The sequence below is a fragment of the Pseudomonas putida genome (assembly GCA_041071465.1).
Taxonomy (GTDB): Bacteria; Pseudomonadota; Gammaproteobacteria; order Pseudomonadales; family Pseudomonadaceae; genus Aquipseudomonas; species Aquipseudomonas putida_P.
In genome coordinates, this window is the sequence record CP163498.1 from 4,265,279 (window position 1) to 4,290,330 (window position 25,052).

At 62.6% G+C, this 25,052-nt stretch carries 18 protein-coding genes and 3 pseudogenes; 13 read left to right on the forward strand and 8 right to left on the reverse strand.

Translation table 11 applies throughout. From position 1 onward, the window contains the following. Positions 1 to 59 precede the first annotated feature (59 nt). The 3 genes and pseudogenes from AB5975_19695 to AB5975_19705 form a co-directional block, all read right to left on the reverse strand. Positions 60 to 1,039: pseudogene (locus tag AB5975_19695) on the reverse strand (alpha-L-glutamate ligase-like protein). Further along, positions 1,039 to 2,574, reverse strand: coding sequence for an inactive transglutaminase family protein (locus tag AB5975_19700; GenBank protein ID XDR18806.1), 1,536 nt, complete (start codon positions 2,572 to 2,574; stop codon positions 1,039 to 1,041). The pseudogene AB5975_19695 and the gene AB5975_19700 overlap by 1 nt, the downstream one beginning before the upstream one ends. Positions 2,575 to 2,579: 5 nt before the next feature. After that, complete coding sequence (locus AB5975_19705; protein ID XDR18807.1) at positions 2,580 to 3,116, reverse strand: ATP-dependent zinc protease; 537 nt, start codon at positions 3,114 to 3,116, stop codon at positions 2,580 to 2,582. A gap of 306 nt (positions 3,117 to 3,422) precedes the next feature. On the opposite strand from AB5975_19705, the gene AB5975_19710 reads away from it, so the two are divergent. The 6 genes from AB5975_19710 (at position 3,423) to prpD (ending at position 11,784) form a co-directional block, all read left to right on the forward strand. Beyond that, the gene (locus AB5975_19710) at positions 3,423 to 4,139 is read left to right on the forward strand and encodes a GntR family transcriptional regulator (protein ID XDR18808.1); all 717 of its coding nucleotides are present in this window, start codon (positions 3,423 to 3,425) and stop codon (positions 4,137 to 4,139) included. Then, positions 4,136 to 5,026 carry a methylisocitrate lyase gene (gene prpB, locus AB5975_19715; GenBank protein ID XDR18809.1) on the forward strand — a complete coding sequence of 297 codons (891 nt, stop codon included), beginning with the start codon at positions 4,136 to 4,138 and terminating at the stop codon, positions 5,024 to 5,026. The genes AB5975_19710 and prpB overlap by 4 nt, the downstream gene beginning before the upstream one ends. Before the next feature lie 60 nt (positions 5,027 to 5,086). Then, positions 5,087 to 6,214, forward strand: coding sequence for a 2-methylcitrate synthase (prpC, locus tag AB5975_19720; GenBank protein XDR18810.1), 1,128 nt, complete (start codon positions 5,087 to 5,089; stop codon positions 6,212 to 6,214). Positions 6,215 to 6,383: 169 nt separating this feature from the next. Beyond that, positions 6,384 to 8,972: a Fe/S-dependent 2-methylisocitrate dehydratase AcnD gene (gene acnD, locus AB5975_19725; protein XDR18811.1), complete on the forward strand. Its 2,589-nt coding sequence runs from the start codon at positions 6,384 to 6,386 to the stop codon at positions 8,970 to 8,972. Positions 8,973 to 9,036: 64 nt separating this feature from the next. Continuing rightward, a complete protein-coding gene (gene prpF, locus AB5975_19730) occupies positions 9,037 to 10,227 on the forward strand; it encodes a 2-methylaconitate cis-trans isomerase PrpF (GenBank protein ID XDR22998.1) in 1,191 nt (396 codons plus the stop codon). 72 nt (positions 10,228 to 10,299) lie between these two features. Then, a complete protein-coding gene (prpD, locus tag AB5975_19735; protein ID XDR18812.1) occupies positions 10,300 to 11,784 on the forward strand; it encodes a 2-methylcitrate dehydratase in 1,485 nt (494 codons plus the stop codon). 72 nt (positions 11,785 to 11,856) lie between these two features. Here prpD and acnB read toward each other — a convergent pair whose 3' ends face one another. Next, a complete protein-coding gene (gene acnB, locus AB5975_19740) occupies positions 11,857 to 14,466 on the reverse strand; it encodes a bifunctional aconitate hydratase 2/2-methylisocitrate dehydratase (protein XDR22999.1) in 2,610 nt (869 codons plus the stop codon). A 405-nt stretch (positions 14,467 to 14,871) separates the two neighbouring features. Here acnB and AB5975_19745 point away from each other — a divergent pair, with 405 nt between their 5' ends. Next, the gene (locus AB5975_19745) at positions 14,872 to 15,351 is read left to right on the forward strand and encodes a DUF1289 domain-containing protein (GenBank protein XDR23000.1); all 480 of its coding nucleotides are present in this window, start codon (positions 14,872 to 14,874) and stop codon (positions 15,349 to 15,351) included. A gap of 68 nt (positions 15,352 to 15,419) precedes the next feature. Here the strand turns inward: AB5975_19745 and queD are convergent, their stop codons facing one another. The 3 genes from queD to AB5975_19760 form a co-directional block, all read right to left on the reverse strand. Continuing rightward, positions 15,420 to 15,776 carry a 6-carboxytetrahydropterin synthase QueD gene (queD, locus tag AB5975_19750; GenBank protein ID XDR18813.1) on the reverse strand — a complete coding sequence of 119 codons (357 nt, stop codon included), beginning with the start codon at positions 15,774 to 15,776 and terminating at the stop codon, positions 15,420 to 15,422. Between the two features lie 323 nt (positions 15,777 to 16,099). Continuing rightward, positions 16,100 to 16,750, reverse strand: coding sequence for a hypothetical protein (locus tag AB5975_19755; protein ID XDR18814.1), 651 nt, complete (start codon positions 16,748 to 16,750; stop codon positions 16,100 to 16,102). Positions 16,751 to 16,830: 80 nt separating this feature from the next. After that, on the reverse strand, positions 16,831 to 17,910 hold the full coding sequence (locus AB5975_19760; protein ID XDR18815.1) for a patatin-like phospholipase family protein: 1,080 nt from the start codon (positions 17,908 to 17,910) through the stop codon (positions 16,831 to 16,833). A 164-nt stretch (positions 17,911 to 18,074) separates the two neighbouring features. Between AB5975_19760 and AB5975_19765 the strand changes: the two genes are divergently transcribed. The 5 genes and pseudogenes from AB5975_19765 to AB5975_19785 all read left to right on the forward strand — a co-directional run bounded on the left by AB5975_19765 (position 18,075) and on the right by AB5975_19785 (position 22,089). Then, positions 18,075 to 18,383, forward strand: a complete 309-nt coding sequence (locus AB5975_19765; GenBank protein XDR18816.1) for a PepSY domain-containing protein — start codon at positions 18,075 to 18,077, stop codon at positions 18,381 to 18,383. Then, complete coding sequence (locus tag AB5975_19770; GenBank protein ID XDR18817.1) at positions 18,383 to 18,697, forward strand: PepSY domain-containing protein; 315 nt, start codon at positions 18,383 to 18,385, stop codon at positions 18,695 to 18,697. Before AB5975_19765 ends, AB5975_19770 begins: the two co-directional genes overlap by 1 nt. Then, complete coding sequence (locus AB5975_19775) at positions 18,698 to 19,366, forward strand: response regulator transcription factor (GenBank protein ID XDR18818.1); 669 nt, start codon at positions 18,698 to 18,700, stop codon at positions 19,364 to 19,366. It abuts the gene before it with no gap. After that, a pseudogene (locus tag AB5975_19780) lies at positions 19,363 to 20,681 on the forward strand (sensor histidine kinase). The gene AB5975_19775 and the pseudogene AB5975_19780 overlap by 4 nt, the downstream one beginning before the upstream one ends. A gap of 253 nt (positions 20,682 to 20,934) precedes the next feature. Next, positions 20,935 to 22,089, forward strand: a complete 1,155-nt coding sequence (locus AB5975_19785) for an HPP family protein (GenBank protein XDR18819.1) — start codon at positions 20,935 to 20,937, stop codon at positions 22,087 to 22,089. On the opposite strand, the pseudogene AB5975_19790 reads toward AB5975_19785, so the two are convergent. Next, positions 22,063 to 22,931: pseudogene (locus tag AB5975_19790) on the reverse strand (LysR family transcriptional regulator). The gene AB5975_19785 and the pseudogene AB5975_19790 sit on opposite strands and share 27 nt — an antisense overlap. A 179-nt stretch (positions 22,932 to 23,110) precedes the next feature. On the opposite strand from AB5975_19790, the gene AB5975_19795 reads away from it, so the two are divergent. After that, a complete protein-coding gene (locus AB5975_19795) occupies positions 23,111 to 25,000 on the forward strand; it encodes a propionyl-CoA synthetase (protein ID XDR18820.1) in 1,890 nt (629 codons plus the stop codon). Positions 25,001 to 25,052: the final 52 nt, after the last annotated feature.

The following is a 25,052-nucleotide window of genomic DNA, read 5'->3' on the forward strand; positions in this document are numbered from 1 at the left end:
CCATTCGCAGCACAAGGCTGATCCTGCATTAGGGGCTGCAATGCAGCCCCCCCGGTATCTCAGCGGTTGGGTACGTGCCCAAACAGCCCTTGCGCGACCCGTACCCGCTGCTCGGCATCCTCGGTCACGCCGTCCTTGGCCAGCGCTTCGATATGCGCCTCGATGGCATGGGTACGCTGGGTCAAACCGCAGTCGTTGGCAATCTGGATGTTCAGCCCCGGGCGGGCATTGAGCTCCAGAATCAACGGCCCCTTTTCCTGGTCCAGCACCATGTCCACGCCAATGTAGCCCAAGCCGCACAGCTCGTAACAGCCGGCGGCCAGCTTCATGAAACCGTCCCAGTTCGGCAGCTGCACGCCGTCCACCGCATTGGTGGTGTCCGGGTGTTTGCTGATGATGTTGTTCAGCCAGGTGCCACGCAGGGTCACGCCGGTGGCCAGGTCCACACCCACACCAATGGCGCCCTGGTGCAGGTTGGCCTTGCCACCGGACTGGCGGGTTGGCAGGCGCAGCATGGCCATTACCGGGTAGCCCATCAGCACGATGATGCGGATATCCGGCACGCCTTCGTAGCTGATGCTCTTGAAGATCTGGTCCGGGTCACCCGGTACTCGATCAGCGCGCGGTCGCGGTGCCCGCCGAGCGAGTACAGGCCAGTGAGGATGCTGGAAATCTGGTGCTCGATTTCCTCATGGCTGATGATCTTGCCCGACACCGTGCGGTAGCGGTCTTCGAAGCGGTCGGCGATCACCAGGATGCCGTCACCGCCGGCGCCCTGTGCCGGCTTGATGACGAAATCGTTGCGTCCGCCAATGATCTGGTCGAGCTTCTCGATCTCTTTTTCGGTCTCGATGATGCCGTACATTTCCGGCACATGGATGCCGGCCGCCAGGGCACGCTCCTTGGTGATGATCTTGTCGTCGACGATCGGGTACAGATGGCGCTTGTTGTACTTCAACACGTAGTCCGCGTTGCGCCGGTTGATACCCATGATGCCCCGGGCCTCCAGGGCTTTCCACGTCTTGATCAGGCCAAACATCAGGCGTCAGCCTTCTTCAGAAAAGCCTTGAAACGCACGAGCTCGGTCAGGCGGTAGCCGCGATAACGGCCCATCGCCAGCATGAAGCCCACCAGGATCAGCAGTACGGCCGGGAAGGTGAATACGAAGTACACCAGTTCCGGCACCATCATCAGCAGGTGTGCCACCGAGGCGGCGAACAGGGTGCCGATGGCCACTTTCATGGCATGGCCGCCGCCACGCTCTTCCCAGGTGATCGACAGGCGTTCGATGGTCATGGTCAGGATCACCATCGGGAACAGCGCCACCGACAGCCCGCGCTCCAGGCCCAGTTTATGGCTGAACAGGCTGATGGCGGCGATCAGTACCACGACGAAGGTCAGCACCACCGACAGGCGTGGCAGCATCTGCAGCTTGAGGTGTTCCAGGTACGAGCGCAGTGACAGGCCCAGGGCGGTGATCACCGTGAACAGCACGATGCCAAAGCCTAGCTGGGTCTCGCGGAAGGCCAGGGCAATCAGTACCGGTGTGAAGGTACCCAGGGTCTGCAGGCCAATGAGGTTGCGCAACACCAGGATCACCAGCACGCCGATCGGGATCATGACCATGATCATGAAGGTTTGCTGGGTTTGCAGCGGCAGGCCGTACAACGAGTACTCGAGGAAGTCGGCGTCGGTGTTCTCGTCGGTCAGCTTGGCCAGGCGGATGGCGTTCATCTCGCTGTTGTTCATGCTGAAGGTGACGTTGGCCTTCTTGCCGCCATCGACGGTGATCAGGTTGTCGTCACCCGTCCACCACAGCAGGCGGTCGCTCGGCAGGCCTTGCTCGCCGGTGTCCGGGTTGAAGTACAGCCAGTCGTTGCCGTTGAAGCTGCGCAGCCACAGTTCCGGGGTTTGCGGGGTGTCGGCGACCAGGCGGATGGTGTGCACCTTTTCCATCGGCACGTGGGCGATCGACAGCAGCAGGTCGATGATCTGGGCCTTCTTCATGGCCGAAGTGTCGCCGGCCAGCAGCAGCTTGACGTTGTCATCGTTGAGGTTGTTGACCCGCTTGATGGTCTCGCTGACGAAGGTTTCGACGTCGGCCGAGTGCTGGCGGATCGGTGCCATCAGGGCTTCAGCGGCGATCTTCTCGGGGCCTTCGACGGCCAGGCTGTCACGGAAGGTCGGGCCTTTGACCGTGGTCTTCTCGTTGCTGTAGCGCTTGGTCAGCACCAGGCGGTAGTAGAGGGTCTGGTTGCCACTGGCGCGGCGGGCCGACCAGGTGACCTTGCGGTTGCCGTCGGCGCGGTTGACGCTGACCCCGTAGTTGTTGGAGATGAAGCTCTCGTTCAGGCTGACGTAGTCGCGGTTCAGCGGCGGCACGAACATCTGCACCTTGACCGGGTCCTTGGTGCTGGCCACGAACTCGACCTTGGCGTCGATGTTCCACAGGTCGTCGGTTTCATCCTCGGTCACCGGGATGCCGAGGAAGAAGATCTGATAAGCCGTGACCGCCACGCCCAATAGCACCAGTACGGTGATCAGGACTTTCAGATGGAGGGTAAGAGAGCGCATCGGGATTACTCTGCTTTGGGAGCGTCGGTGGCACAGGCAGGTTTGCCGGCCGCATATTTAAGGCTTGGGTCAACCAGCGCGTCGAAGTGCTTGAGCGCCTCGGAGCCGATCAGCAGCGGGAACTGGAAGGCGCTGCGGTCGGTGAGGTTCACTTCGATGGTGCGCATGGCCTGGCCCATGCAGATTTCGAGTTCGATGACCGGGCGGGCCGTGTAGGCCTTGCCCGATTCGGCATCATAGTCGCCAGCCCGGCGCTTGATCTTGCTTACGCGTGCCAGTGGGCGTTCGATCGGGTGCGAATGGGCCGCATCGATGGCGAGGTAGAAGCGTACCCAGCTTTCGCCGTTGCGCTTGAACCGCTTGATGTCGCGGGCGCTGAGCGACGCGGTCTTGGCACCGGTGTCGAGCTTGGCGGCCACTTCCAGGTTCAGGTCGCCCAGCTGTGCGTATTCGTTGAGACCATACACGGTCTTGCCCGCAGCCTGGCCAAGGGCCGGCAGCAGGGTGAGGCATAGCAGCAATAAAACGGGTGTAAGTCTCATAATCCTGGCGCGGTGCAGTGCAAGGTTCTAGGCAAGGTTCGGGTCAAGGCGACTGGCAACGGCTGCGCAAGCTTCCTCGTGTATCTGTCAACAAGCATGAATGTATGACAGACAGGCTATCCATACCCCATTGGAGGCGCGGCATTCTATCACGCCGACGTCTTGACGCCAGCGGTGCGCGATCTGACAGCATCAAGGCGGTGATAGTTCGTTCTTAGACGATTGTCGACAATATTCATTTTGTCTTTGACTTGATGGGCTCTGTTGGTTAATTTCTGGCGAAGAGTTTTTCAAGGTGTCGACAATATGCAGGACCTTTCCACCCCTGGCCCAGTGCTGGCAGACGAAACGGAAACACTTTCCGAAAACGTCTTCCGGCGCATCCAGGCGGCCATCGTCAAGGGTGAAATCGCCCCCGGCAGCAAGATTTCCGAGCCGGAACTGGCGCGCACCTATGGCATCAGCCGTGGGCCGCTGCGCGAGGCTATCCACCGCCTTGAAGGCCAGCGCCTGCTGGTGCGCGTGCCGCATGTAGGGGCGAGGGTAGTGTCGCTCAACCACGCCGAGCTGATCGAACTGTACGAAATTCGCGAGTCCCTGGAAGGCATGGCCTGCCGGCTGGCGGCCGAACGCATGAGCCAGGCCGACATCGACGAGTTGCGCCGGGTGCTCGACACCCACGAGCGCGACGCTGCGTTCCAGGCCGGCCTGGGTTACTACCAGCAGGAAGGCGACTACGACTTCCACTACCGGATTATTCAGGGTAGCGGTAACCAGACCCTGGTCAAGATGCTCTGCGGCGAGCTGTACCAGCTGGTGCGCATGTACCGCATCCAGTTCTCCGCCACGCCCAACCGGCCGCGTCAGGCCTTTGCCGAGCACCACCGCATTCTCGATGCCATCGCCGACCGTGACGGCGAACTGGCCGAGCTCCTGATGCGCCGCCATATCGGTGCATCCAAACGCAATATCGAGCGCCACTATCTGGACGCCCACAACAACAGCCCACGAGGTGAGAAATGACTGTGAAGAGCACCCCCGGTCAGCGTTTCCGCGATGCCGTTGCCGCTGAACATCCGCTGCAGGTGGTTGGCGCCATCAATGCCAACCATGCCCTGTTGGCCAAGCGTGCCGGCTTCAAGGCCATCTACCTGTCCGGTGGAGGCGTGGCCGCAGGCTCCCTGGGCCTGCCGGACCTGGGCATCAGTGGCCTGGACGACGTGCTCACCGACGTGCGCCGTATCACCGATGTCTGCGACGTGCCGCTGTTGGTGGATGTCGATACCGGCTTCGGTGCCTCGGCCTTCAACGTTGCCCGTACCGTGCGCTCGATGAGCAAGTTCGGCGCTGCCGCGATCCATATCGAGGACCAGGTTGGCGCCAAGCGTTGCGGCCATCGCCCGAACAAGGAAATTGTCACCCAGCAGGAAATGGTCGACCGCATCAAGGCTGCCGTGGATGCCCGCAGCGATGACAGCTTCGTGATCATGGCGCGTACCGACGCGTTGGCCGTCGAAGGCCTGAACGCTGCCCTGGACCGTGCCGAGGCCTGCATCGAGGCCGGCGCCGACATGATCTTCCCGGAAGCCATCACCGAACTGCAGATGTACAAGACTTTCGCCGATCGGGTGAAGGCACCGATTCTGGCCAACATCACCGAGTTCGGCGCCACGCCGCTGTACACCACCGAAGAACTGGCTTCGGTCGACGTGTCGCTGGTGCTGTACCCACTGTCGGCGTTCCGCGCCATGAACAAGGCGGCCGAGAACGTGTACACCGCGCTGCGTCGTGACGGCACGCAGAAAAACGTGATCGACACCATGCAAACCCGCATGGAGCTCTACGATGCCATCGGCTATCACGCCTTCGAGCAGAGCCTTGATGCGTTGTTTGCCCAGAAGAAGGGCTGAGCGACATCTCCCGAATTAGCCAGAAAGCATCCATAACAAATTCAAGAAAGGAGAAACACCATGGCCGAAGCAAAAGTACTCAGTGGCGCAGGCCTGCGTGGCCAGGTGGCCGGCCAGACTGCACTGTCGACCGTGGGCCAGGCCGGTGCCGGGCTGACCTATCGGGGTTACGATGTACGTGACCTGGCGGCCGGTGCCGAATTTGAAGAAGTCGCCTACCTGCTGCTGTACGGCGAGCTGCCAACCCAAGCCGAGCTTGCCGACTACAAACGCAAGCTCAAGGGCCTGCGTGACCTGCCGCAAGCATTGAAGGAAGTGCTGGAGCGCATCCCGCGCGACGCCCACCCGATGGACGTGATGCGCACTGGCTGTTCGGTGCTGGGAACCCTCGAACCCGAACTGACCTTCGAGGCCCAGCGCGACAAGACCGACCGCCTGCTGGCGCTTTTCCCGGCCGTGATGTGCTACTGGTACCGCTTCACCCACCATGGCGTACGCATTGACTGCACCAGCGATGAAGACACTCTCGGTGGCCACTTCCTGCACCTGCTGCACGGCAAGAAGCCAAGCGAGCTGCACGTCAAGGTCATGAACGTGTCGTTGATTCTCTACGCCGAGCACGAGTTCAATGCCTCGACCTTCACTGCCCGTGTCTGCGCGTCGACCCTGTCCGATCTGTACTCTTGCGTTACTGCTGCCATTGGCTCGCTGCGCGGCCCGCTGCATGGCGGCGCCAACGAGGCCGCGATGGAGCTGATCGAGCGCTTCCAGAGCCCGCAGGAAGCCACTGCCGAGCTGCTGCGCATGCTCGAGCGCAAGGACAAGATCATGGGCTTTGGCCATGCCATCTACAAAGAGTCCGACCCGCGCAACGAGGTGATCAAGGGCTGGTCGAAGCAGTTGGCCGACGAAGTGGGCGACAAGGTGCTGTACCCGGTTTCCGAAGCCATCGACAAGACCATGTGGGAGCAGAAGCGCCTGTTCCCGAACGCCGACTTCTACCATGCTTCGGCTTACCACTTCATGGGCATCCCGACCAAGCTGTTCACCCCGATCTTCGTCTGCTCGCGCCTGACCGGCTGGGCGGCGCACGTCTTCGAGCAGCGCGCCAACAACCGCATCATCCGCCCGAGCGCCGAGTATGTCGGCGTCGAGCAGCGCCAGTTCGTGCCGATCGAGCAGCGCTGAGTCAGAGATTGCTGGGGCTGCTGCGCAGCCCTTTCGCGACACAAGGCCGATCCCGCAGGGACGGCGCAGTACCTGTGGGGGCGGCTTTGTGTCGCGAAAGGGGCGCGTAGCGCTCCCGAGGCCTGAGCCGCACCTGCCCCCGAATACCGTGACCGAGCCTGATAACGATATGAACACAGCATTCCGCAAGCACCTGCCAGGCACCGACCTGGACTACTTCGATGCCCGTGCGGCGGTCGAGGCGATCAAGCCCGGCGCCTACGACGGCCTGCCATACACCTCCCGCGTGCTCGCCGAAAACCTGGTGCGTCGCTGCGACCCGGCCACGCTCGACGCCTCGCTGAGCCAGCTGATCGAGCGCAAGCGCGACCTCGACTTCCCGTGGTTCCCGGCCCGCGTGGTGTGCCACGACATTCTCGGCCAAACCGCGCTGGTCGATCTCGCCGGCCTGCGTGATGCCATCGCCGATAAAGGTGGTGACCCGGCTGCCGTCAACCCGGTGGTGCCGGTGCAACTGATCGTCGACCACTCGCTGGCCGTGGAGTGCGGTGGTTTCGACCCGCAGGCTTTCGAGAAGAACCGCGCCATCGAAGACCGCCGCAACGAAGACCGCTTCCACTTCATCAACTGGACCAAGAAGGCGTTCAAGAACGTCGACGTGATCCAGCCGGGCAACGGCATCATGCACCAGATCAATCTGGAGAAGATGTCGCCGGTGATCCATAACGACCGTGGCGTGGCCTATCCGGACACCTGCGTCGGCACCGACAGCCACACCCCGCACGTCGATGCCCTGGGCGTGATCGCCATCGGCGTGGGCGGCCTGGAAGCCGAGAACGTGATGCTCGGGCGCGCCTCCTGGATGCGCCTGCCGGAAATCGTCGGCGTCGAGCTGACCGGCAAGCTGGCGCCGAACATCACCGCCACCGACCTGGTGCTGGCCCTGACCGAGTTCCTGCGCAAGCAGAAGGTGGTCGGCGCGTATCTGGAGTTTCACGGTGAGGGTGCCCGCGCCCTGACCCTGGGCGATCGCGCCACCATTTCCAACATGGCCCCGGAATACGGCGCCACTGCAGCGATGTTCGCCATCGACCAGCAGACCATCGACTACCTGCGCCTGACCGGCCGTGAAGAGCAGCAGGTCAAGCTGGTGGAGACCTACGCCAAGGCCGCCGGCCTGTGGGCCGACAGCCTGGGCGCTGCCGTTTATGAGCGTACCCTGAGCTTCGACCTGTCGAGCGTGGTGCGCAACATGGCCGGCCCGTCCAACCCGCATGCTCGCGTGGCCACCAGCGACCTGGCGGCCAAAGGCATCGCCGGCAGTTGGGAAGAGGTACCGGGGCAAATGCCTGATGGCGCGGTGATCATCGCCGCCATCACCAGTTGCACCAACACCAGTAACCCGCGCAACGTGATTGCCGCAGGCTTGATTGCACGCAATGCCAACCGGCTGGGGCTGGCCCGCAAGCCGTGGGTCAAGTCATCGCTGGCGCCAGGCTCCAAGGCCGTGCAGTTGTATCTGGAAGAGGCCGGCCTGGAGAAGGAACTGGAGCAACTCGGCTTTGGCATCGTCGCCTTCGCCTGCACCACTTGCAACGGTATGTCCGGCGCCCTCGACCCGGTGATCCAGCAAGAGATCATCGACCGCGACCTGTACGCCACCGCCGTGCTGTCGGGTAACCGCAACTTCGACGGGCGTATCCATCCGTATGCCAAACAGGCTTTCCTGGCTTCACCGCCGCTGGTGGTGGCCTACGCCATCGCCGGTACCATCCGCTTCGACATCGAGAAGGATGTGCTGGGTGTGGTCGATGGCAAGGAAATCCGCCTGAAGGATATCTGGCCCAGCGATGAAGAAATCGATGCCGTGGTGCGTGCCGCGGTCAAGCCGGAGCAGTTCCGCAAGGTGTATATCCCGATGTTCGCCATCGAGGAGGACCGTGGGCCGAAAGTGGCGCCGCTGTACGACTGGCGCCCGATGAGTACCTACATCCGCCGCCCACCCTACTGGGAAGGCGCCCTGGCGGGCGAGCGCACGTTGCGTGGCATGCGCCCGCTGGCGGTGCTGCCGGACAACATCACCACCGACCACCTGTCGCCATCGAACGCCATCATGCTCGACAGCGCCGCCGGTGAGTACCTGGCAAAAATGGGCCTGCCGGAAGAGGACTTCAACTCCTACGCTACCCACCGTGGCGACCACCTCACCGCCCAGCGAGCCACCTTTGCCAACCCCAAGCTGTTCAACGAAATGGTGCGCAAGGAAGATGGCAGCGTGAAGCAGGGCTCGCTGGCGCGTATCGAGCCGGAAGGCAAGGTCACCCGCATGTGGGAGGCGATCGAAACCTACATGCAGCGCAAGCAGCCGCTGATCATCGTTGCCGGTGCGGACTACGGCCAGGGCTCGTCCCGTGACTGGGCGGCCAAAGGTGTGCGCCTGGCGGGTGTCGAGGCAATCGTCGCCGAAGGCTTCGAGCGCATTCACCGCACCAACCTGGTGGGCATGGGCGTGTTACCGCTGGAGTTCAAACCGGGCACCGACCGCAAGACCCTGGGCCTGGACGGCAGCGAGACCTATGACGTGCTGGGCGCGCGTACGCCACGGGCGACCCTGACGTTAGTGGTTACCCGCAGCAATGGCGAGCGCCTTGACGTGCCGGTGACCTGCCGCCTGGACACTGCCGAGGAAGTGTCGATCTACGAAGCGGGTGGTGTGCTGCAGCGCTTTGCCCAGGACTTCCTCGAAGCGACCGCCTGAGTATGAAGCGGGGCCGCTTTGCGGCCCCAGGGTATTTCACCGGACTATCAGGATGCCCAAGACAATGGCACATGTACCGCAAGTAAAAATCCCCGCCACCTACATCCGCGGCGGCACCAGCAAAGGCGTGTTCTTCCGCCTGCAAGACCTGCCCGAGCAGGCGCAAATCCCCGGCCCCGCCCGCGATGCACTGCTGCTGCGGGTAATCGGCAGCCCCGACCCCTACGGCAAGCAGATCGACGGCATGGGCGGTGCGACGTCCAGCACCAGCAAGACCGTGATCCTGTCGCGAAGCATCAAGCCCGAGCACGATGTCGATTACCTGTTCGGCCAAGTCAGCATCGACAAGGCCTTCGTCGACTGGAGCGGCAATTGCGGCAACCTGTCCGCTGCGGTCGGTTCGTTCGCCATCAGCAGCGGCCTGGTCGACCCGGCGCGCATACCGCGCAACGGTATCGCCACCGTGCGCATCTGGCAGGCGAACATCGGCAAGACCATCATCGCCCATGTGCCGGTCACCGAAGGCGAGGTGCAGGAAACCGGCGATTTCGAGCTGGACGGGGTGACCTTCCCGGCGGCCGAGGTGCAGCTGGAGTTTCTTGACCCGGCCGCCGACGAGGACGGCGACGGGGGTGCCATGTTCCCTACCGGCAAGCTGGTCGATGACCTGGAAGTGCCGGGTGTGGGCACCTTCAAGGCGACCTTGATCAATGCCGGCATCCCGACCATTTTTGTCAATGCTGCCGATATCGGCTACACCGGTACCGAACTGCAGGACGCTATCAATGGCGACCCGCAGGCACTGCTGCGTTTTGAGACCATTCGCGCCTATGGCGCCTTGCGCATGGGCCTGATCGACAATGTCGACCAGGCTGCCGGGCGTCAGCACACACCAAAAGTGGCGTTCGTTGCGCCACCGAGCACCTACACTGCGTCCAGTGGCAAGCCGGTGCAGGCAGGCGATATCGACCTGCTGGTACGGGCCCTGTCGATGGGCAAGCTGCACCATGCCATGATGGGTACGGCGGCGGTGGCAATCGGCACCGCAGCGGCCATTCCGGGCACGCTGGTCAACCTCGCCGCTGGCGGGGGCGAGCGCAGCGCCGTGCGTTTCGGTCATCCCTCGGGCACCCTGCGGGTCGGCGCCGAGGCGCGTCAGGAGAAGGGTGAGTGGACGGTGACCAAGGCAATCATGAGCCGCAGTGCTCGCGTGCTGATGGAGGGCTGGGTTCGCGTGCCTGGCGACAGCTTCTAACGCACCAGCGGCGCTCGGCTTTAGTCAGTTGGGGCTGCTGTGCAGCCCCGGCAATTCTGAAGGGAGCTGGATATGAGCGCCAACGTAGACCTCAATGACCGCCCGGACTACGACCGGGTGCTGCAAACCCTGGCCGACTACGCCCTCGGTTATCGGGTCGATTCTGCTGAAGCCCTGGACACCGCGCGCAACTGCCTGATGGACACCCTGGGCTGCGGTCTTCTCGCCTTGCGCTTCCCTGAGTGCACCAAGCTGCTGGGCCCATTGGTGGAAGGTACCGTGGTGCCCCATGGGGCTCGCGTTCCTGGCACCGCCTACCGCCTCGATCCGGTCAAGGCTGCCTGGGATATCGGTTGTGCCGTGCGCTGGCTGGACTATAACGACACCTGGCTGGCTGCCGAATGGGCTCACCCCTCAGACAACCTTGGCGGCATCCTGGCCGTTGCTGATCACCTGTCACAAAAGCGCGTGGCCGCTGGTGAAGCGCCGCTGCTGATGCGTGATGTGCTCGAAGCCATGGTCATGGCCCACGAGATTCAGGGTGTGCTGGCGCTGGAAAACTCGTTCAACCGTGTTGGGCTCGACCACGTGATTCTGGTGAAGGTAGCCTCGACTGCCGTGTGCGCCAGGCTGATGGGGGCCAACCGCGAGCAGATGCTCTCGGCCTTGTCCCACGCCTTCGTCGACGGCCAGGCCCTGCGCACATACCGCCATGCGCCCAACGCGGGCTCACGCAAGTCTTGGGCCGCGGGTGATGCGTCCAGCCGGGGCGTGCGCCTGGCCGATATCGCCTTGCGTGGCGAGATGGGCGTGCCGGGTGTGCTTACGGCGCCGCAATGGGGCTTCTACGACGTATCGTTCAGCCATACCAACAAGGACTTGGCGCTCAAGCCTGCTGGGCAGTACGAGCTGCGTCTGCCCCAGGCCTTGGGCAGCTATGTGATGGAAAACGTGCTGTTCAAGGTCAGCTTTCCTGCCGAGTTTCATGCTCAGACCGCCTGTGAGGCGGCCGTCACCCTGCATCCGCGTGTACGAAACCGCCTGCACGAAATCGACCGCATCGTCATCACCACCCAGGAGTCGGCGATCCGCATCATTTCCAAAAGCGGCCCGCTGGCCAACGCCGCCGACCGCGACCATTGCCTGCAGTATATGGTGGCGGTGCCGCTGATCTTCGGCCATTTGGTGGCTGAGCATTATGAGGATGCCTTCCATGCCAACCACCCGAGCATCGATCGTTTGCGCGAGAAGATGGAGGTGGTGGAAGACCCGCGCTTCAGCCGCGAGTACCTGGAACCGGACAAGCGTTCGATCGCTAACGCGCTGCAGGTATTCTTCAAGGATGGCAGCAGCACCGAGCAAGTGCTGGTGGAGTATCCGATCGGGCATCGGCGGCGGCGTGGAGAAGGCATACCGTTGCTGGAGGCCAAGTTCAGGGCCAACCTGGCGACCCGTTTCGCGCGGCAGCGGTGTGGCGAGATTGGAGAGCTGTGCAAGGACCAGCAGCGGCTGGAGCGCACAGCGGTGCACGGGTTCGTGGATTTGTTCGTGATCTGAGGCCGGAGTGGGGTTGAAACAAGAAAGCCCTGGCATCACTGCCAGGGCTTTCTTTACAACCTGTGACTCAGCTTACGCCTGCACCACCGGGATCTTGGCGTTGGCTGCCGCTTCGCGGAACTCGGCGATCTGGTCGAAGCTCAGGTAGCGGTAAACGTCGGCAGCCATGCTGTCGATGTCTTTCGCGTACTGCATGTACTCTTCGACGGTCGGCAGCTTGCCGATGATCGAAGCAACAGCAGCCAGCTCGGCCGATGCCAGGTACACGTTGGTAGCGTCGCCCAGACGGTTCGGGAAGTTACGGGTCGAGGTGGAAACCACGGTCGAACCGGTCTGCACACGTGCCTGGTTACCCATGCACAGCGAGCAGCCTGGCATTTCCATGCGTGCGCCGGCCTTGCCGTAGATGCCGTAGTAGCCTTCTTCGGTCAGCTGGTGAGCGTCCATCTTGGTTGGCGGAGCCAGCCACAGACGGGTTGGGATGCCACCCTTGACCTTGTCCAGCAGCTTGCCGGCAGCGCGGAAGTGACCGATGTTGGTCATGCACGAACCGATGAACACTTCGTCGATCTTCTCGCCCTGTACCGAGGACAGCAGGCGGGCATCATCCGGGTCGTTCGGCGCGCAGAGCACAGGCTCCTTGACGTCGGCCAGGTCGATTTCGATGATTTCGGCGTACTCGGCATCGGCGTCGGCCGACAGCAGCTCAGGCTTGGCCAGCCAGGCTTCCATGGCCTGGGCGCGACGCTCCAGGGTGCGGGCATCGCCGTAGCCTTCACCGATCATCCAGCGCAGCAGGGTGATGTTGGAGGTCAGGTACTCGGCGATGGCCTTCTCTGGCAGCTTGATGGTGCAACCGGCAGCGGAACGCTCGGCCGAGGCGTCGGACAGCTCGAAGGCTTGCTCGACGGTCAGTTCGTCCAGGCCTTCGATTTCCAGGATGCGGCCGGAGAAGGCGTTTTTCTTGCCCTTCTTCTCGACGGTCAGCAGGCCCTTCTGGATGGCGTAGTAAGGGATGGCATGCACCAGGTCACGCAGGGTGATGCCTGGCTGCAGTTTGCCCTTGAAGCGCACCAGGATCGACTCTGGCATGTCCAGCGGCATGACGCCGGTGGCGGCGGCGAAAGCCACCAGGCCGGAACCGGCCGGGAACGAGATACCGATCGGGAAGCGGGTGTGTGAGTCGCCACCGGTACCCACGGTGTCAGGCATCAGCATGCGGTTCAGCCAGCTGTGGATGATGCCGTCGCCTGGGCGCAGCGACACGCCACCACGGGTGCGGATGAAGTCTGGCAGGGTGTGGTGGGTGGTGACGTCGATCGGCTTCGGATAGGCCGCGGTGTGGCAGAACGACTGCATCACCAGGTCAGCGGAGAAGCCCAGGCACGCCAGGTCTTTCAGCTCGTCGCGGGTCATCGGGCCCGTGGTGTCCTGGGAGCCGACGGTGGTCATCTTCGGCTCGCAGTAGGCACCTGGGCGCACGCCCTGGCCTTCTGGCAGGCCGCAGGCACGGCCGACCATTTTCTGCGCCAGGGTGAAGCCCTTGCCGGAATCGGCAGGCTGCTCTGGTTTCTTGAACAGGTCGGAAGCACCCAGGCCCAGTTCGGCGCGGGCTTTTTCGGTCAAGCCACGGCCGACGATCAGCGGAATACGGCCGCCAGCGCGGACTTCATCCAGCAGCACTTCGGTTTTCAGCTCGAAGTTGGTGACCAGTTCGTCGCTGCCGTGACGGCGTACTTCACCTTTGTATGGGTAAACGTCGATGACGTCGCCCATGCCCAGGTTGGTGCAGTCGAATTCGATCGGCAGGGCGCCGGCGTCTTCCATGGTGTTGTAGAAGATCGGGGCGATCTTGGTGCCGAAGCAGAAGCCACCGGCGCGTTTGTTCGGCACGTACGGGATGTCGTCGCCGAAGAACCACAGTACCGAGTTGGTAGCGGATTTACGCGAGGAGCCGGTACCGACCACGTCACCCACATAGGCAACCGGGAAACCCTTGGCCTTGACGGCTTCGATCTGGGCCAGCGGGCCGACCGAACCAGGCTGCGACGGTTCGATGCCGTCGCGGGCCATTTTCAGCATGGCCAGGGCGTGCAGCGGGATGTCTGGGCGCGACCAGGCGTCCGGGGCTGGGGACAGGTCGTCGGTGTTGGTTTCGCCAGGTACCTTGAACACGGTCAGGGTGTACTTGTCGGCGATGGCCGGACGCGAGGTGAACCACTCGCCGGCAGCCCAGGATTCCAGCACGGCCTTGGCATGCGCGTTGCCGGCCTTGGCTTTTTCGGCCACGTCGTGGAAGGCATCGAACATCAGCAGGGTGTGCTTGAGCTGCTCGGCCGCGACGGCGCCCAGTTCGGCGTCATCCAGCAGTGCGACCAGCGTTTCGATGTTGTAGCCGCCCTGCATGGTGCCCAGCAGTTCGGTGGCGTGCTTGCGGTCGATCAGTGGCGACTTGGCTTCGCCCTTGGCGACGGCGGAGAGGAAAGCGGCCTTGACGTAGGCAGCTTCGTCGACCCCTGGCGGTACGCGGTTGGTGATCAGGTCTACGAGGAAGGCTTCTTCGCCGGCCGGCGGGTTTTTCAGCAGCTCGACCAGGCCTGCAGTTTGTTCGGCGTTCAGCGGCTGGGGCACGATGCCCAGGGCGGCACGCTCTTCGATGTGTTTGCGGTAGGCTTCAAGCACAGTTATTTCCCTCATCAGTGGTCCCTAAAGGGGGTCCGGGACGCTTATCCAGCATTCAATGCACCCATGCGCTGCCACGGCTTTGTGGGCCGCCCAGCCAGAGTCGCAAAGAATCCTTACAGAAGCTGCTTTCAAAGTTTTACGCCTGCAGAACGGGGGCTGATGAGGGTTGGCGCGGGCATGCGAGGGAAGCATGACCCGGGCCAACGCCGTTCTACCGGATTAACTGTGCTCGTGACGCTTTGAAAACAGCTTCCAACGGACATTGTTGCCTTTGAAAAGGCCGGATGATTCTACGGCAAAAAAAGCCCGAAGGTAAGGCGGTGAACATGACTTTAACGAGTGACCCTGGTTAGACAAAGGGCTAACATGGGCCTGTGTTCCACCGCCAAGCTGTTGTTTTTCATGTCCAACAAGTCCATCAAAACCCCTTGCGTCGGCCTGTGCTCCACGGTGTACGGAGACACGGTGTGCCGTGGCTGCAAGCGTTTTCACCACGAAGTGATCAACTGGAACGGTTACGACGACACGCAGAAGCGCGCCGTGTGGTTGCGCCTTGAGCAACTGCTGGTGCAGGTGATGATGGCCAAGCTTGAGGTGTTCGACAAAAGCCTGCTGCGCCAGCAACTGGAGCAGCGCTCGATCCGCTTTGTCGAGCAGCAGTCAGAATATTGCTGGGCTTACCAGCTTATCGCCCGCGGGGCGCGGATGATCCGTGACCTGGAGGCCTACGGTATGGTGCTGTTGCCGGAATTTCGCGACTGGGAACTGCCGCAGTTGCGCGATGCCATCGATCGCGAGTTTTTCCTGCTTTCAGAGGCGCATTATCAGCGCTACATCGCCCCCAGCTTCCTGCGCGATGCCTTGGCGACGGGGCAAGGTTGACGCTGAGTGGGTGAAGCTACCGGCCCCTTCGCGGGGTTACCCGCGAAGGGGCCGACGTAGAGCCTGAATCAGTCGCCGGTATACTCGCAACCGCTGGTGCAGGTTTCGTGGATGCGTACCTTCGACAGCTCTGGCATCAACGGCTTGACCTGGTCCCAGATCCACTTGGCGATTACTTCGCTGGTAGGGTTTTCCAGGCCAGGGATGTCGTTCAGGTAGTTGTGGTCCAGCTGCTCGTAGATCGGTTTGAAGATCGCCTTGACCTCGGCGAAGTCGCGGATCCAGCCAGTGTGCGGGTCGAGCGGGCCGGTCAGGTGCAGGCCGACCTTGAACGAGTGACCATGCAGGCGGCCGCATTTGTGCCCTTCAGGGACGTGGGGCAGGCGGTGGGCCGATTCGAATGTGAATTCCTTGAAGATTTCCACTGGTGGACCTGTATAGCTGGTGGGGTAAGGGCTTGAGCGGAAATTGGTATTTCAATGTACTGCTCAATGTACTGATTGGTCGTCGCTGGGGTGAAAGAGGTCATTCACTGAGTGATGGCCGGCTGGCGCCAGGCAACCAAATTGGGCGCTATCTTAACCTGTTTTTTAGGGGGGGCTTCACGGAATCTGCGATAGAAGGTATTCCGGCCGGTCGCATTTTCGCGGTTGCGGGGTAGGATCCTGGGTAGTAAGTGGAAGAGCTTGTGCCATTGTAAATACAATGAAAAAGCCCGCTTGCTGGCGGGCTTTTGAAGATGCTGTAATCAGCTCTGCGCTGGTTTTTCCGGGGCGGCCGGTTTCAGCAGATTCTTCAAGTGCTCTGCGGTGCCCTGAGAGAGTCCATGACCCTCCCCAAACGTCGATTTCACGGCGTTATCCGCAGCCAGCATACGCTCAATTTTACCTTTGCTTTCTTCCGCATTGCTGATGAGTTTCCCAAGTACATCAATCAGCGCATCGCTGGTGCGCTTGTACCTTTTGTATGCCCATTCTCTGGCAACGGACGAATCCGCCTCATTCAGTTCCTTTTTGGCTTCGTCATTCGCTTCTCGGGCGCTGCCCTCCTTCATCAGGAGTCTGGTTTCCGTTTGATCCGCACGTAAAATAGCCTTGCATTGATCAATAAATGCGATGGCTGCATCCTTTTCGGCAAGCCTGTGTTTCCAGGTTCGGCCCTCGAGGTTGGCAATTTCCTTGTCCAGATTGTCAATCACGGTATCGCTTCGCTTGAAGTACTCCGCGAAAGTGATTCCATCCTCTGACTGCGCTTTCATCTGTCGTTCAGCTTGGGTGACGGAAACCTGCACAGCTGCTGCCGCTACATCATGTTCTTTGCCACTTTCGTAATGGTTCCATCCGAACCAACCCGCCACCGCAATCGCTATCGCAGCGCCGATGCCCAATACCGCTTTCATCCCTCAGATCCCCTGATGCTGGCAAAACGACATATTAACACCGCGGAAGGGTCGGAACGGTAGTCGCGCAGGCATGGCCGCTACAAGGCTTGCAGGCGTTCACACAGCTGCCCGGTGGCAATCAGCTCCAGCAATTCGTCACCTAGCCGCTGGCTTTCGGCAATGGCCTTGTACCAATAGCGTTTGCGGCCAGGCGCATCGCCCATGAAGCGTTTGAAGTCGTTGCGATCGGGCAGCTTGCCGTAGGGCAGGGCGGCCAGGTACTGCGGGGAAGGGGTCATCAGCAGCACATTCTGCAGGCGAGTGGCATCGCCCTTGCGCCAGGGCAAGGCCTTGTCGAACCAGCCGGGTACCACCTTGTCGGTGAAGTGCGGGTACAGCACCAGGTCGTCGCCGCGATAGGGCAGGTCGAGGTGGTAGTCGAGCAGGCCGCCGTCGCGGTAAGTGCCGGCGCCAGCGCCGGGGATGTCTTTCACGCCCTGCATGACCATGGGGATCGAGCCCGAGGCGAGCAGGGCGTGGCGCAGGTTGGCCAGGCCCAGCGGCAAGTAGCGCGAGGGGAAATCGGTAAGCGCTTCGAGCGGTGGGGCGGCGCGCTCATCGTGCAGGATGACGCGCTCGAAGTGGCGGGCCAGGCGCGAACGGCCGAGCAGGTTGCTGGCGACCACCGAGCCCAGGCCCAAGCCCAGGCGCCCGCGATGGTCGTGGGCAAGCTGGCCATGGCTCTTCACCACCAGAATGTTCAGGTGATAGTGCGGGTTGGCCAGCAGCTGGCCGTCACGGTCCTGCAACAGGTCATCGAGCATTTTTTGGCAACTGCGGCTGATTTCGGCCGGGGTCACGCCCTTGGCGAAATCCTGCTCGGTGTACAGCTCGCCCAGGCGGCGGATACCTGCGACCGGGTCGTCGAGGCAGGCGCTGGCGAAGCGCCAGGCACCAATCGAGGCACCGATCAGCGCCCGCGGGCGCGGTGCCGAGGGCAGCCACTCACCGAACAGCGCCAGGTCCAGGCCTTGAATGCCCAGCGGCTTCGGCCCACCCGCCGCGCCCGGCAAGACCCCGACATCGGCGGCCTGCAGGCCACGCTCGCGGATATGTCGCAGGGCCCGTTGGCCAGCCTTGAAGGTGAGGGCGGGGTATTTGATGTGGATGGCGCTCATGCGGGGGATCTCTTGGGCAGTACGCGGTTCACTATAAAGGGTTTGAGGATGGCCCGGTCTTGACTTGCGCTATCATGCCGCCAGCTGTTTTCAGGTTGAATTAAGGACCAGTGGTTAATCTTAACCCCGTAGACAACTTGCACAGTTCTCAGGAGAGAAGAACGATGAAAACCTTGACTGCCCTGTTCACCGCCGCTGCCCTCGCTCTGGGCGCCAATGCCGCTTTCGCCAAGGATGTTCAACCCGACGAAGTGGTCAAACTGGTCAACGCCAAGACCATCAAGTCGCTGGACGAACTCAAGGCTGCCGCCGTGGCCAAGCACCCAGGCTCCACCGTCACCGACTCGGAACTTGAAGACGAATACGGCCGCTACATCTACAAGGTCGAGCTGCGCGACACGCAGAACGTCGAATGGGACGTGGCGCTGGACGCCAAGACCGGTGAAGTGCTGAAGGACGAGCGGGACAACTGATGATCCACTTACCGCGGCCGGCGCGTTACCTCGCGCTGGCGCTGCTGGCCGTGTGTTCGCTGGCCGCTGCCCGCGACCTCGATCAGGACGAAGCCCTGAAGCTGCGGCAGAAGGGCATTATCCTGCCACTCGAGCACTTGCTGGAAACCGCCTTGGGGCGTTACCCCGGGGCGCGTTTGCTGGAGGCCGAGCTGGAAGAGGACGACGATCGCTACGAATATGAAGTCGAGTTGCTGACGACTGAAGGTGTGGTGCGCGAGATCAAGCTCGATGCCAGCACCGGCGCCCTGCTCAAAGACGAGGAAGACGACTGAATGCGCCTGTTGCTTGTCGAGGACAATGTACCGCTGGCGGATGAACTGATTGCCGGCCTGCAGCGCCAGGGTTATGCCGTGGATTGGTTGGCCGATGGCCGTGATGCGGTGTACCAAGGGCAAAGCGAACCGTACGACCTGATCATCCTGGACCTTGGCCTGCCTGGCTTGCCGGGCCTGGACGTGCTGGCCCAGTGGCGCGCCGCCGGCCTGGCCACGCCGGTACTGATCCTGACCGCGCGCGGCTCCTGGGCCGAGCGTATCGAAGGGCTGAAGGCCGGGGCCGACGACTACCTGAGCAAGCCCTTTCACCCCGAAGAGCTGCAACTGCGCATCCAGGCCTTGTTGCGCCGCGCCCGTGGGCTGGCCAACCAGCCGAAGCTGGAAGCGGCCGGCCTGTACCTGGACGAAAGCCGCCAGTGCGTGAGCCGTGATGGCGTGGACATCCAGCTGACCGCCGCCGAGTTCCGCCTGCTGCGGTATTTCATGCTGCACCCGCAGCAGATACTGTCCAAAAGCCATCTGGCCGAGCACCTTTACGACGGTGAAACCGAGCGCGACTCGAACGTGCTGGAAGTACACGTCAACCATTTGCGCCGCAAGCTGGGCCGCAGTGTCATCGAAACCCGCCGCGGGCAAGGCTACATCTATGCCGGGAGCGGCGAGTGAAGTCGATACAGGCGCGCCTGAGCCTGGGCCTGGTGGCCGTGCTGGTGGTGGTCGGCGTGGTGCTGGCACAATTGACCTTGTGGCTGTTCGAAGCCGGCCTGCAACGGTACCTGGAAAACGGCCTGCGCAAGGAAAGCGAGAACCTGCTGGTGGCATTGGTGCGTGGGCCTTCCGGCCTGCAGCTGGACGAGCGGCGTATTTCGGCTGCTTATCAACGGCCGTTTTCCGGTTACTACTTCCGCATCGATTTCGACCAAGGTACCTGGCGGTCCCGTTCGCTGTGGGACCTGGACATGCCCAAGCCCGCCGCGCCTGGGCTTTCCGATAGCCATGAACTCGGCCCGGAAGGCCAGCAACTGCTGGCCCTGCGTGCCGACTACCGGCGCCTGGGCCAGGATATTTCGATCAGCGGGCGCAAGATTATTCGCCGGTGCGCGAAGGTTTCCGGCGCTTGCAGCAGATCGGCCTGGGCATGGGGTTGGTGGCACTGATTGTGGTTTTGGTGCTGCAGCGCATCACCGTTACCCGCTCGTTGCGGCCGCTGGAGCGGGCGCGACAGCAGATTGCCCAGTTGCAGCAGGGCAAGCGCTCGCAACTGGATGCCGAGGTGCCCAGCGAGTTGGCGCCGCTGGTGGGGCAGATCAACCACTTGCTCAGCCATACCGAAGACAGCCTGCGCCGTTCGCGCAATGCCCTCGGCAACCTCGGCCATGCACTGAAGACGCCACTGGCGGTGCTGCTGAGCCTGGCCTCCAGCGAACGCCTGAAAGATCTGCCCGAAGTCCGCGCGCAGATGCGCGAGCAGTTGGAGCAGATTCAGCAACGCCTGGCGCGCGAGCTGAACCGTGCACGGCTGGCAGGGGATGCCTTGCCGGGCGCGCAGTTCGATTGTGATGCCGAGCTGCCGGGGTTGCTGGAGACCTTGGGCATGATCCATGGCGAGGGCTTGCAATTGGCAAGTGATGTGCCGCCTGGGCTGTTGTTGCCCTGGGACCGCGAGGACTTCCTGGAGCTGCTGGGCAACCTGCTGGACAACGCCTGCAAGTGGGCTGACAGCGAGGTGCGCCTGGGAATAGCGCCGAACGGCGAGGGCTACCGGCTGTGGGTCGATGACGATGGCCCCGGTATCCCTGAAGGCCGGCGGCAGCAGGTGCTGGAGCGTGGTTCGCGGTTGGACGAACAGGTGGACGGGCATGGGCTGGGGTTGGGCATCGTGCGCGATATCGTCGAGGCATGGGGCGGGCGACTGGCCTTGCTGGAGAGCCCGCTGGGCGGATTGCGGGTGAGCATCGACCTGCCGCGCAAGGCCCGATGATGCAGGCGCCGAAACCCTCTGTGGCAGCGAGCCCCCATGGCAATGTCAGTACTGCAAAAAAAATGCAGTACAGGCGCAGTTTTTTGAATTAGCCCAATCGCACCCCACCCGGCAAAATCCCCCTCACGAAACCCTGCGGTTTCCATCTCTCCATGGACGGAGCCCCTTGTGGTATTGCACGCGCAATACAAGGCCCAGGCCATCTCGGCTGGGCTTTCTTTTTAATCAGAAAAACCAAAGACCCCGAATACCAATGTCTGCCTCGCGTTCCGAAAGCCGTCTGCAGCGCCTGTTGCCGGCGCCCCTGAATATCCCTCCCAAAGAATGGTTGCGTGCCGGTATCGGTGCGTTGCTCGGCTTGTTCCTCGCTGGCTGGCTGACCAGCATGGCCTATGGCCCTGGCATTGCCCTGCACCTGTTGGGCCCGCTGGCGGCCTCGGCGGTCCTGGTTTTCGCCGTACATTCCGGCCCATTGGCCCAACCTTGGCCGGTGCTGGGCAGCTACGCCTTGGCTGGCGCAGTTGGCCTTGCCATGCGCGAAGGTTTCGGTGCCGAGCTTTGGGTGGCGGCTGCGGCTCTGGGCATTTCGATCCTGATCATGTGCCTGTTACGCTGCCTACACCCCCCGGGTGGCGGGGTGGCAGTGAGCGCGGTGCTGGCCGACTCCGGGTTGACCGCCATGGGCGATCACCTGTTGGAACCGGTGCTGCTCAATGCGTTGATCCTGGTGGCCGTGGCAATCGTCTACAACCGCCTGACCGGCGTGCGCTATCCGAAAGGCGCGGTGCCGCGCAAAGACCTGCACCACACCCATGACCCGCTGCCCGGCGAGCGCGTCGGCATTCGCAGCGAAGACCTGGACCAGGCGCTGGAGGAGCTTGGTGAGTTCGTCGACGTTACCCGTGACGAACTGGAGCGCATCATCCTCGCCACCGAGCAGCACGCCCTGCAGCGTAGCCTGGGCGGTATCACCGCGGCCTCGGTGATGTCCCGCGATGTACAGTTCGCCACGCCTGATACCACGCTGGAAAAGGCCTGGAAAATGCTCGCCAGCCATCACCTGAAAACCCTGCCGGTACTGCAGCACGGCAAGCTGGTGGGCATCGTCAGCCTCAGCGACCTGGTCGGCCCGGCCATGCAGCGTGGCCGTTTCAGCTGGCGCGGTTTGTTTGGCCGCAAAGCGGTACGCATGGAGCAAGTGATGAGTCGGCGGGTAGTCAGTGTCAGCAGCCAGCACCCGCTGGAGCGGCTGCTGCCGTTGTTGTGCGAACAGGGCCTGCACTGCCTGCCGGTGCTCGATGCCGAGAAGCTGGTAGGGGTGATCACCCAGACCGACTTGATCGCCGGCCTCAAACGTCAGCTGCTTAGCAAGGCTGAGGCATCAGATAACCGGGTCCCAGCGTTGTGACCAATCGCTTGCGCCGGCAGCCACCAGCCGGCGCAGGATGGCGAAGGCCTGTTGCAGAGCTTCGCTGTCGCGTTTGCGCGGGTACACCAGGAAGGTTGGGTAAGTGAACTCAGGCGCCTGCGGTACCCGCTCGAACACCCCGCTGTCCAGGTAGGCCTGCACCACGCGTGTGCGGAAGTAGCCGCTGCTGCCCCCTTGTCAAGAATGAACTGCAGGGCCAATGGGCCGAGGTTGAAGCTCAGTGCCGGGCGTGCGCAGTCGGGCAGGGCCGCATCGTGCTGGCGGCGGAAGGCCTCGCCCCAGTCAATGTAGATATACGGTTCGGGCTGGGCGACCCGGCGCACACGGATCAGCTTTTCTTCCATCAATTGCTCCACCTGCAGGCCGGGGCCGTAGGTCGGCTGATAGACCAGCGCGGCGTCCAGCAGGCCCATCTCGACCTTGCGCAGCAGTGATTCACCGTCGCTGACCTCGCTGCGGATGGCATGGCTGGGCAGTTCACGGTGCAGGGCGCTGACCCAGTCGAGCAGCATCGGGTTGCCCAAACTCACCTCACCGCCCACATGCAGCACCTGCTGGCAGCCTTCAGGCAGCGGCAGGTCGCGGCGCGCTGCTTCCCAGGTTTGTACCAGCTGGTTGGCATAACTGACGAACGCTTCGCCATCGCTGGTCAAGCTGGCGCCGTTGCGGCTGCGTACGAACAGCTGGCAACCCAGTTGCTGCTCCAGGCGCTGTACCCGCGCGGTGATCGCGGTCTGTGACACGAACAGGCGCTCGGCGGCGGCGACCAGGCTGCCGCAACGCACGATTTCCAGGAAGGTTCGGGCCTGATCGATATCCATGGGCTGCTCGGTGGCTGAGGGGTGGCCTATTCTAGAGGCTTTGCACCGTTATGAGGCGTTTTTGCGTTGTCTGCAAATTTGCAGGTCGGTTGTGACTTTAGTCCCATGGCGGCGTGGGTGTAGCGGTCCATACTCAGGTTTCGCCCTTCAATAACAACAAGTACCGGGTTTCTTTCGATATGAGCTACCAGCACAGCTACGCCCATTCCATTTCCGACCCTGCCGCTTTCTGGGCGGAACAGGCCGCACACCTGGCCTGGCACCGCAAGCCTGCCCTGACTTTGCAAGACCACGCCGACGGTACCCATAGTTGGTTCGCAGACGGCCGCCTTAACAGCTGCTACCTGGCCCTCGATTACCAGATCGAGCAAGGCCGTGGCGAGCAATTGGCGCTGATCTACGATTCGCCGGTGACGGGCGTGCAGCAGGCGTATACCTATAACCAGTTGCGCGATGAAGTGGCGCGCCTGGCTGGCTTGCTGCGCCAGCTGGGGGTGAGCAAGGGCGATGGCGTGATCATCTACATGCCCATGGTGCCGCAGGCAGCCATGGCCATGCTGGCCTGTGCGCGGATTGGCGCGGTGCATTCGGTGGTGTTCGGTGGCTTTGCCGCCAACGAACTGGCTTTGCGCATCGATGATGCCCGGCCCACGCTGCTGCTGACGGCCTCCTGCGGGCTGGAGTTCGATCGCGTGATTGCGTACAAGCCGCTGGTCGACCGCGCCCTGCAACTGGCCCGGCACCAACCGCGCAATGTGCTGGTGCTGCAGCGGCCACAGGTGCAGGCCGACCTGCAGCCAGGCCGCGACCTGGACTGGCAGGCGGCCTTGACCGGCGCCGAGCCGGTGGCCCCAGTCGAGTTGGATGCCGGCGACCCGCTGTACATCATGTATACCTCGGGTACCACCGGCAAACCCAAAGGCATCGTGCGGGAGAACGGTGGCAATGCCGTGGCGCTGTGCTATGCCATGCGCCATATCTATGGCATGCAGGCCGGCGATGTGTGGTGGGGCATATCTGATGTGGGCTGGGTGGTCGGCCATTCGCTGATCGTTTACGGGCCGTTGATGAGCGGCTGTACCACTGTGTTCTACGAAGGCAAGCCGATCCGCACCCCGGATGCCTCGGCCTACTGGCGGGTGGTGGAGCAATACAAGGTCAATGCGTTGTTCTGTGCGCCCACCGCCATGCGTGCCATCCGCAAGGAAGACCCGGAAGGCGAGCTGATCCGCAAACATGACCTCAGCTCGCTGCGCCAATTGTTCCTGGCGGGTGAGAAGCTCGATTCCAGCACCCACGAATGGCTGGAACGGGTCAGTGGCAAGCCTGTGCACGACCACTGGTGGCAGACCGAGACCGGCTGGCCGGTCACTGCGCCGTGTGTCGGGCTGGAGGGGAGCGCCGCGAAGCCGGGATCGAGCAACCGGGCGGTACCCGGCTACAACGTTCGCGTGCTGGACGACGAAGGCCGCTTGCTCGGGCCCAACCATCAGGGTTCGATCGTGATCGCCCTGCCATTGCCACCTGGTTGTAGCCAGACACTGTGGGGCGACCACGAGCGCTACCTGCAGGCGTACCTGCGCACCTACCCGGGGTATTACCACACCGGTGACGGCGGCTACCTGGACGATGACGGTTTCGTCTACATCATGGGGCGCACCGATGACGTGATCAATGTGTCGGGGCACCGGTTGTCTACCGGCGAAATGGAGGACCTGGTGGCCTGCCACCCGGCGGTGGCCGAGTGTGCGGTGGTTGGCGTGCACGATGAAATCAAGGGGCAAGTGCCGTTGGCACTTGTTGTGCTCAAGGACGGCGAGGGCATTGCCGAGGCGCAACTGCTGGTGGACCTGGTGGGCAGTGTGCGCGAGGCGATTGGCCCGCTGGCCTGTTTCAACCGGGTTCGGTTGGTGAAGCGGCTCCCCAAGACCCGCTCGGGGAAAATTTTGCGTGCGGTGCTGCGCAAGATCGCCGACGGGCAGGACTATGCGCCGCCTTCGACCCTGGATGACCCGGCGGTGCTGGGGGAGATCGAGGCGGTGCTGGCGGATTTACCCAGAGCCGGTTGATGCTTTGACATTACAGGCCTCTTCGCAGGTTTACCGGCGAAGAGGCCTGTCG

Excerpts from the sequence above, each read along its gene's own strand:
- AB5975_19700 (XDR18806.1), bottom strand. The coding sequence starts at position 2,574 with ATGCGCTCTCTTACCCTCCATCTGAAAGTCCTGATCACCGTACTGGTG.
- AB5975_19705 (XDR18807.1), bottom strand. The coding sequence starts at position 3,116 with ATGAGACTTACACCCGTTTTATTGCTGCTATGCCTCACCCTGCTGCCG.
- AB5975_19710 (XDR18808.1), top strand. The coding sequence starts at position 3,423 with ATGCAGGACCTTTCCACCCCTGGCCCAGTGCTGGCAGACGAAACGGAA.
- prpB (XDR18809.1), top strand. The coding sequence starts at position 4,136 with ATGACTGTGAAGAGCACCCCCGGTCAGCGTTTCCGCGATGCCGTTGCC.
- prpC (XDR18810.1), top strand. The coding sequence starts at position 5,087 with ATGGCCGAAGCAAAAGTACTCAGTGGCGCAGGCCTGCGTGGCCAGGTG.
- acnD (XDR18811.1), top strand. The coding sequence starts at position 6,384 with ATGAACACAGCATTCCGCAAGCACCTGCCAGGCACCGACCTGGACTAC.
- prpF (XDR22998.1), top strand. The coding sequence starts at position 9,037 with ATGGCACATGTACCGCAAGTAAAAATCCCCGCCACCTACATCCGCGGC.
- prpD (XDR18812.1), top strand. The coding sequence starts at position 10,300 with ATGAGCGCCAACGTAGACCTCAATGACCGCCCGGACTACGACCGGGTG.
- AB5975_19745 (XDR23000.1), top strand. The coding sequence starts at position 14,872 with ATGTCCAACAAGTCCATCAAAACCCCTTGCGTCGGCCTGTGCTCCACG.
- AB5975_19755 (XDR18814.1), bottom strand. The coding sequence starts at position 16,750 with ATGAAAGCGGTATTGGGCATCGGCGCTGCGATAGCGATTGCGGTGGCG.
- AB5975_19760 (XDR18815.1), bottom strand. The coding sequence starts at position 17,910 with ATGAGCGCCATCCACATCAAATACCCCGCCCTCACCTTCAAGGCTGGC.
- AB5975_19765 (XDR18816.1), top strand. The coding sequence starts at position 18,075 with ATGAAAACCTTGACTGCCCTGTTCACCGCCGCTGCCCTCGCTCTGGGC.
- AB5975_19770 (XDR18817.1), top strand. The coding sequence starts at position 18,383 with ATGATCCACTTACCGCGGCCGGCGCGTTACCTCGCGCTGGCGCTGCTG.
- AB5975_19775 (XDR18818.1), top strand. The coding sequence starts at position 18,698 with ATGCGCCTGTTGCTTGTCGAGGACAATGTACCGCTGGCGGATGAACTG.
- AB5975_19785 (XDR18819.1), top strand. The coding sequence starts at position 20,935 with ATGTCTGCCTCGCGTTCCGAAAGCCGTCTGCAGCGCCTGTTGCCGGCG.
- AB5975_19795 (XDR18820.1), top strand. The coding sequence starts at position 23,111 with ATGAGCTACCAGCACAGCTACGCCCATTCCATTTCCGACCCTGCCGCT.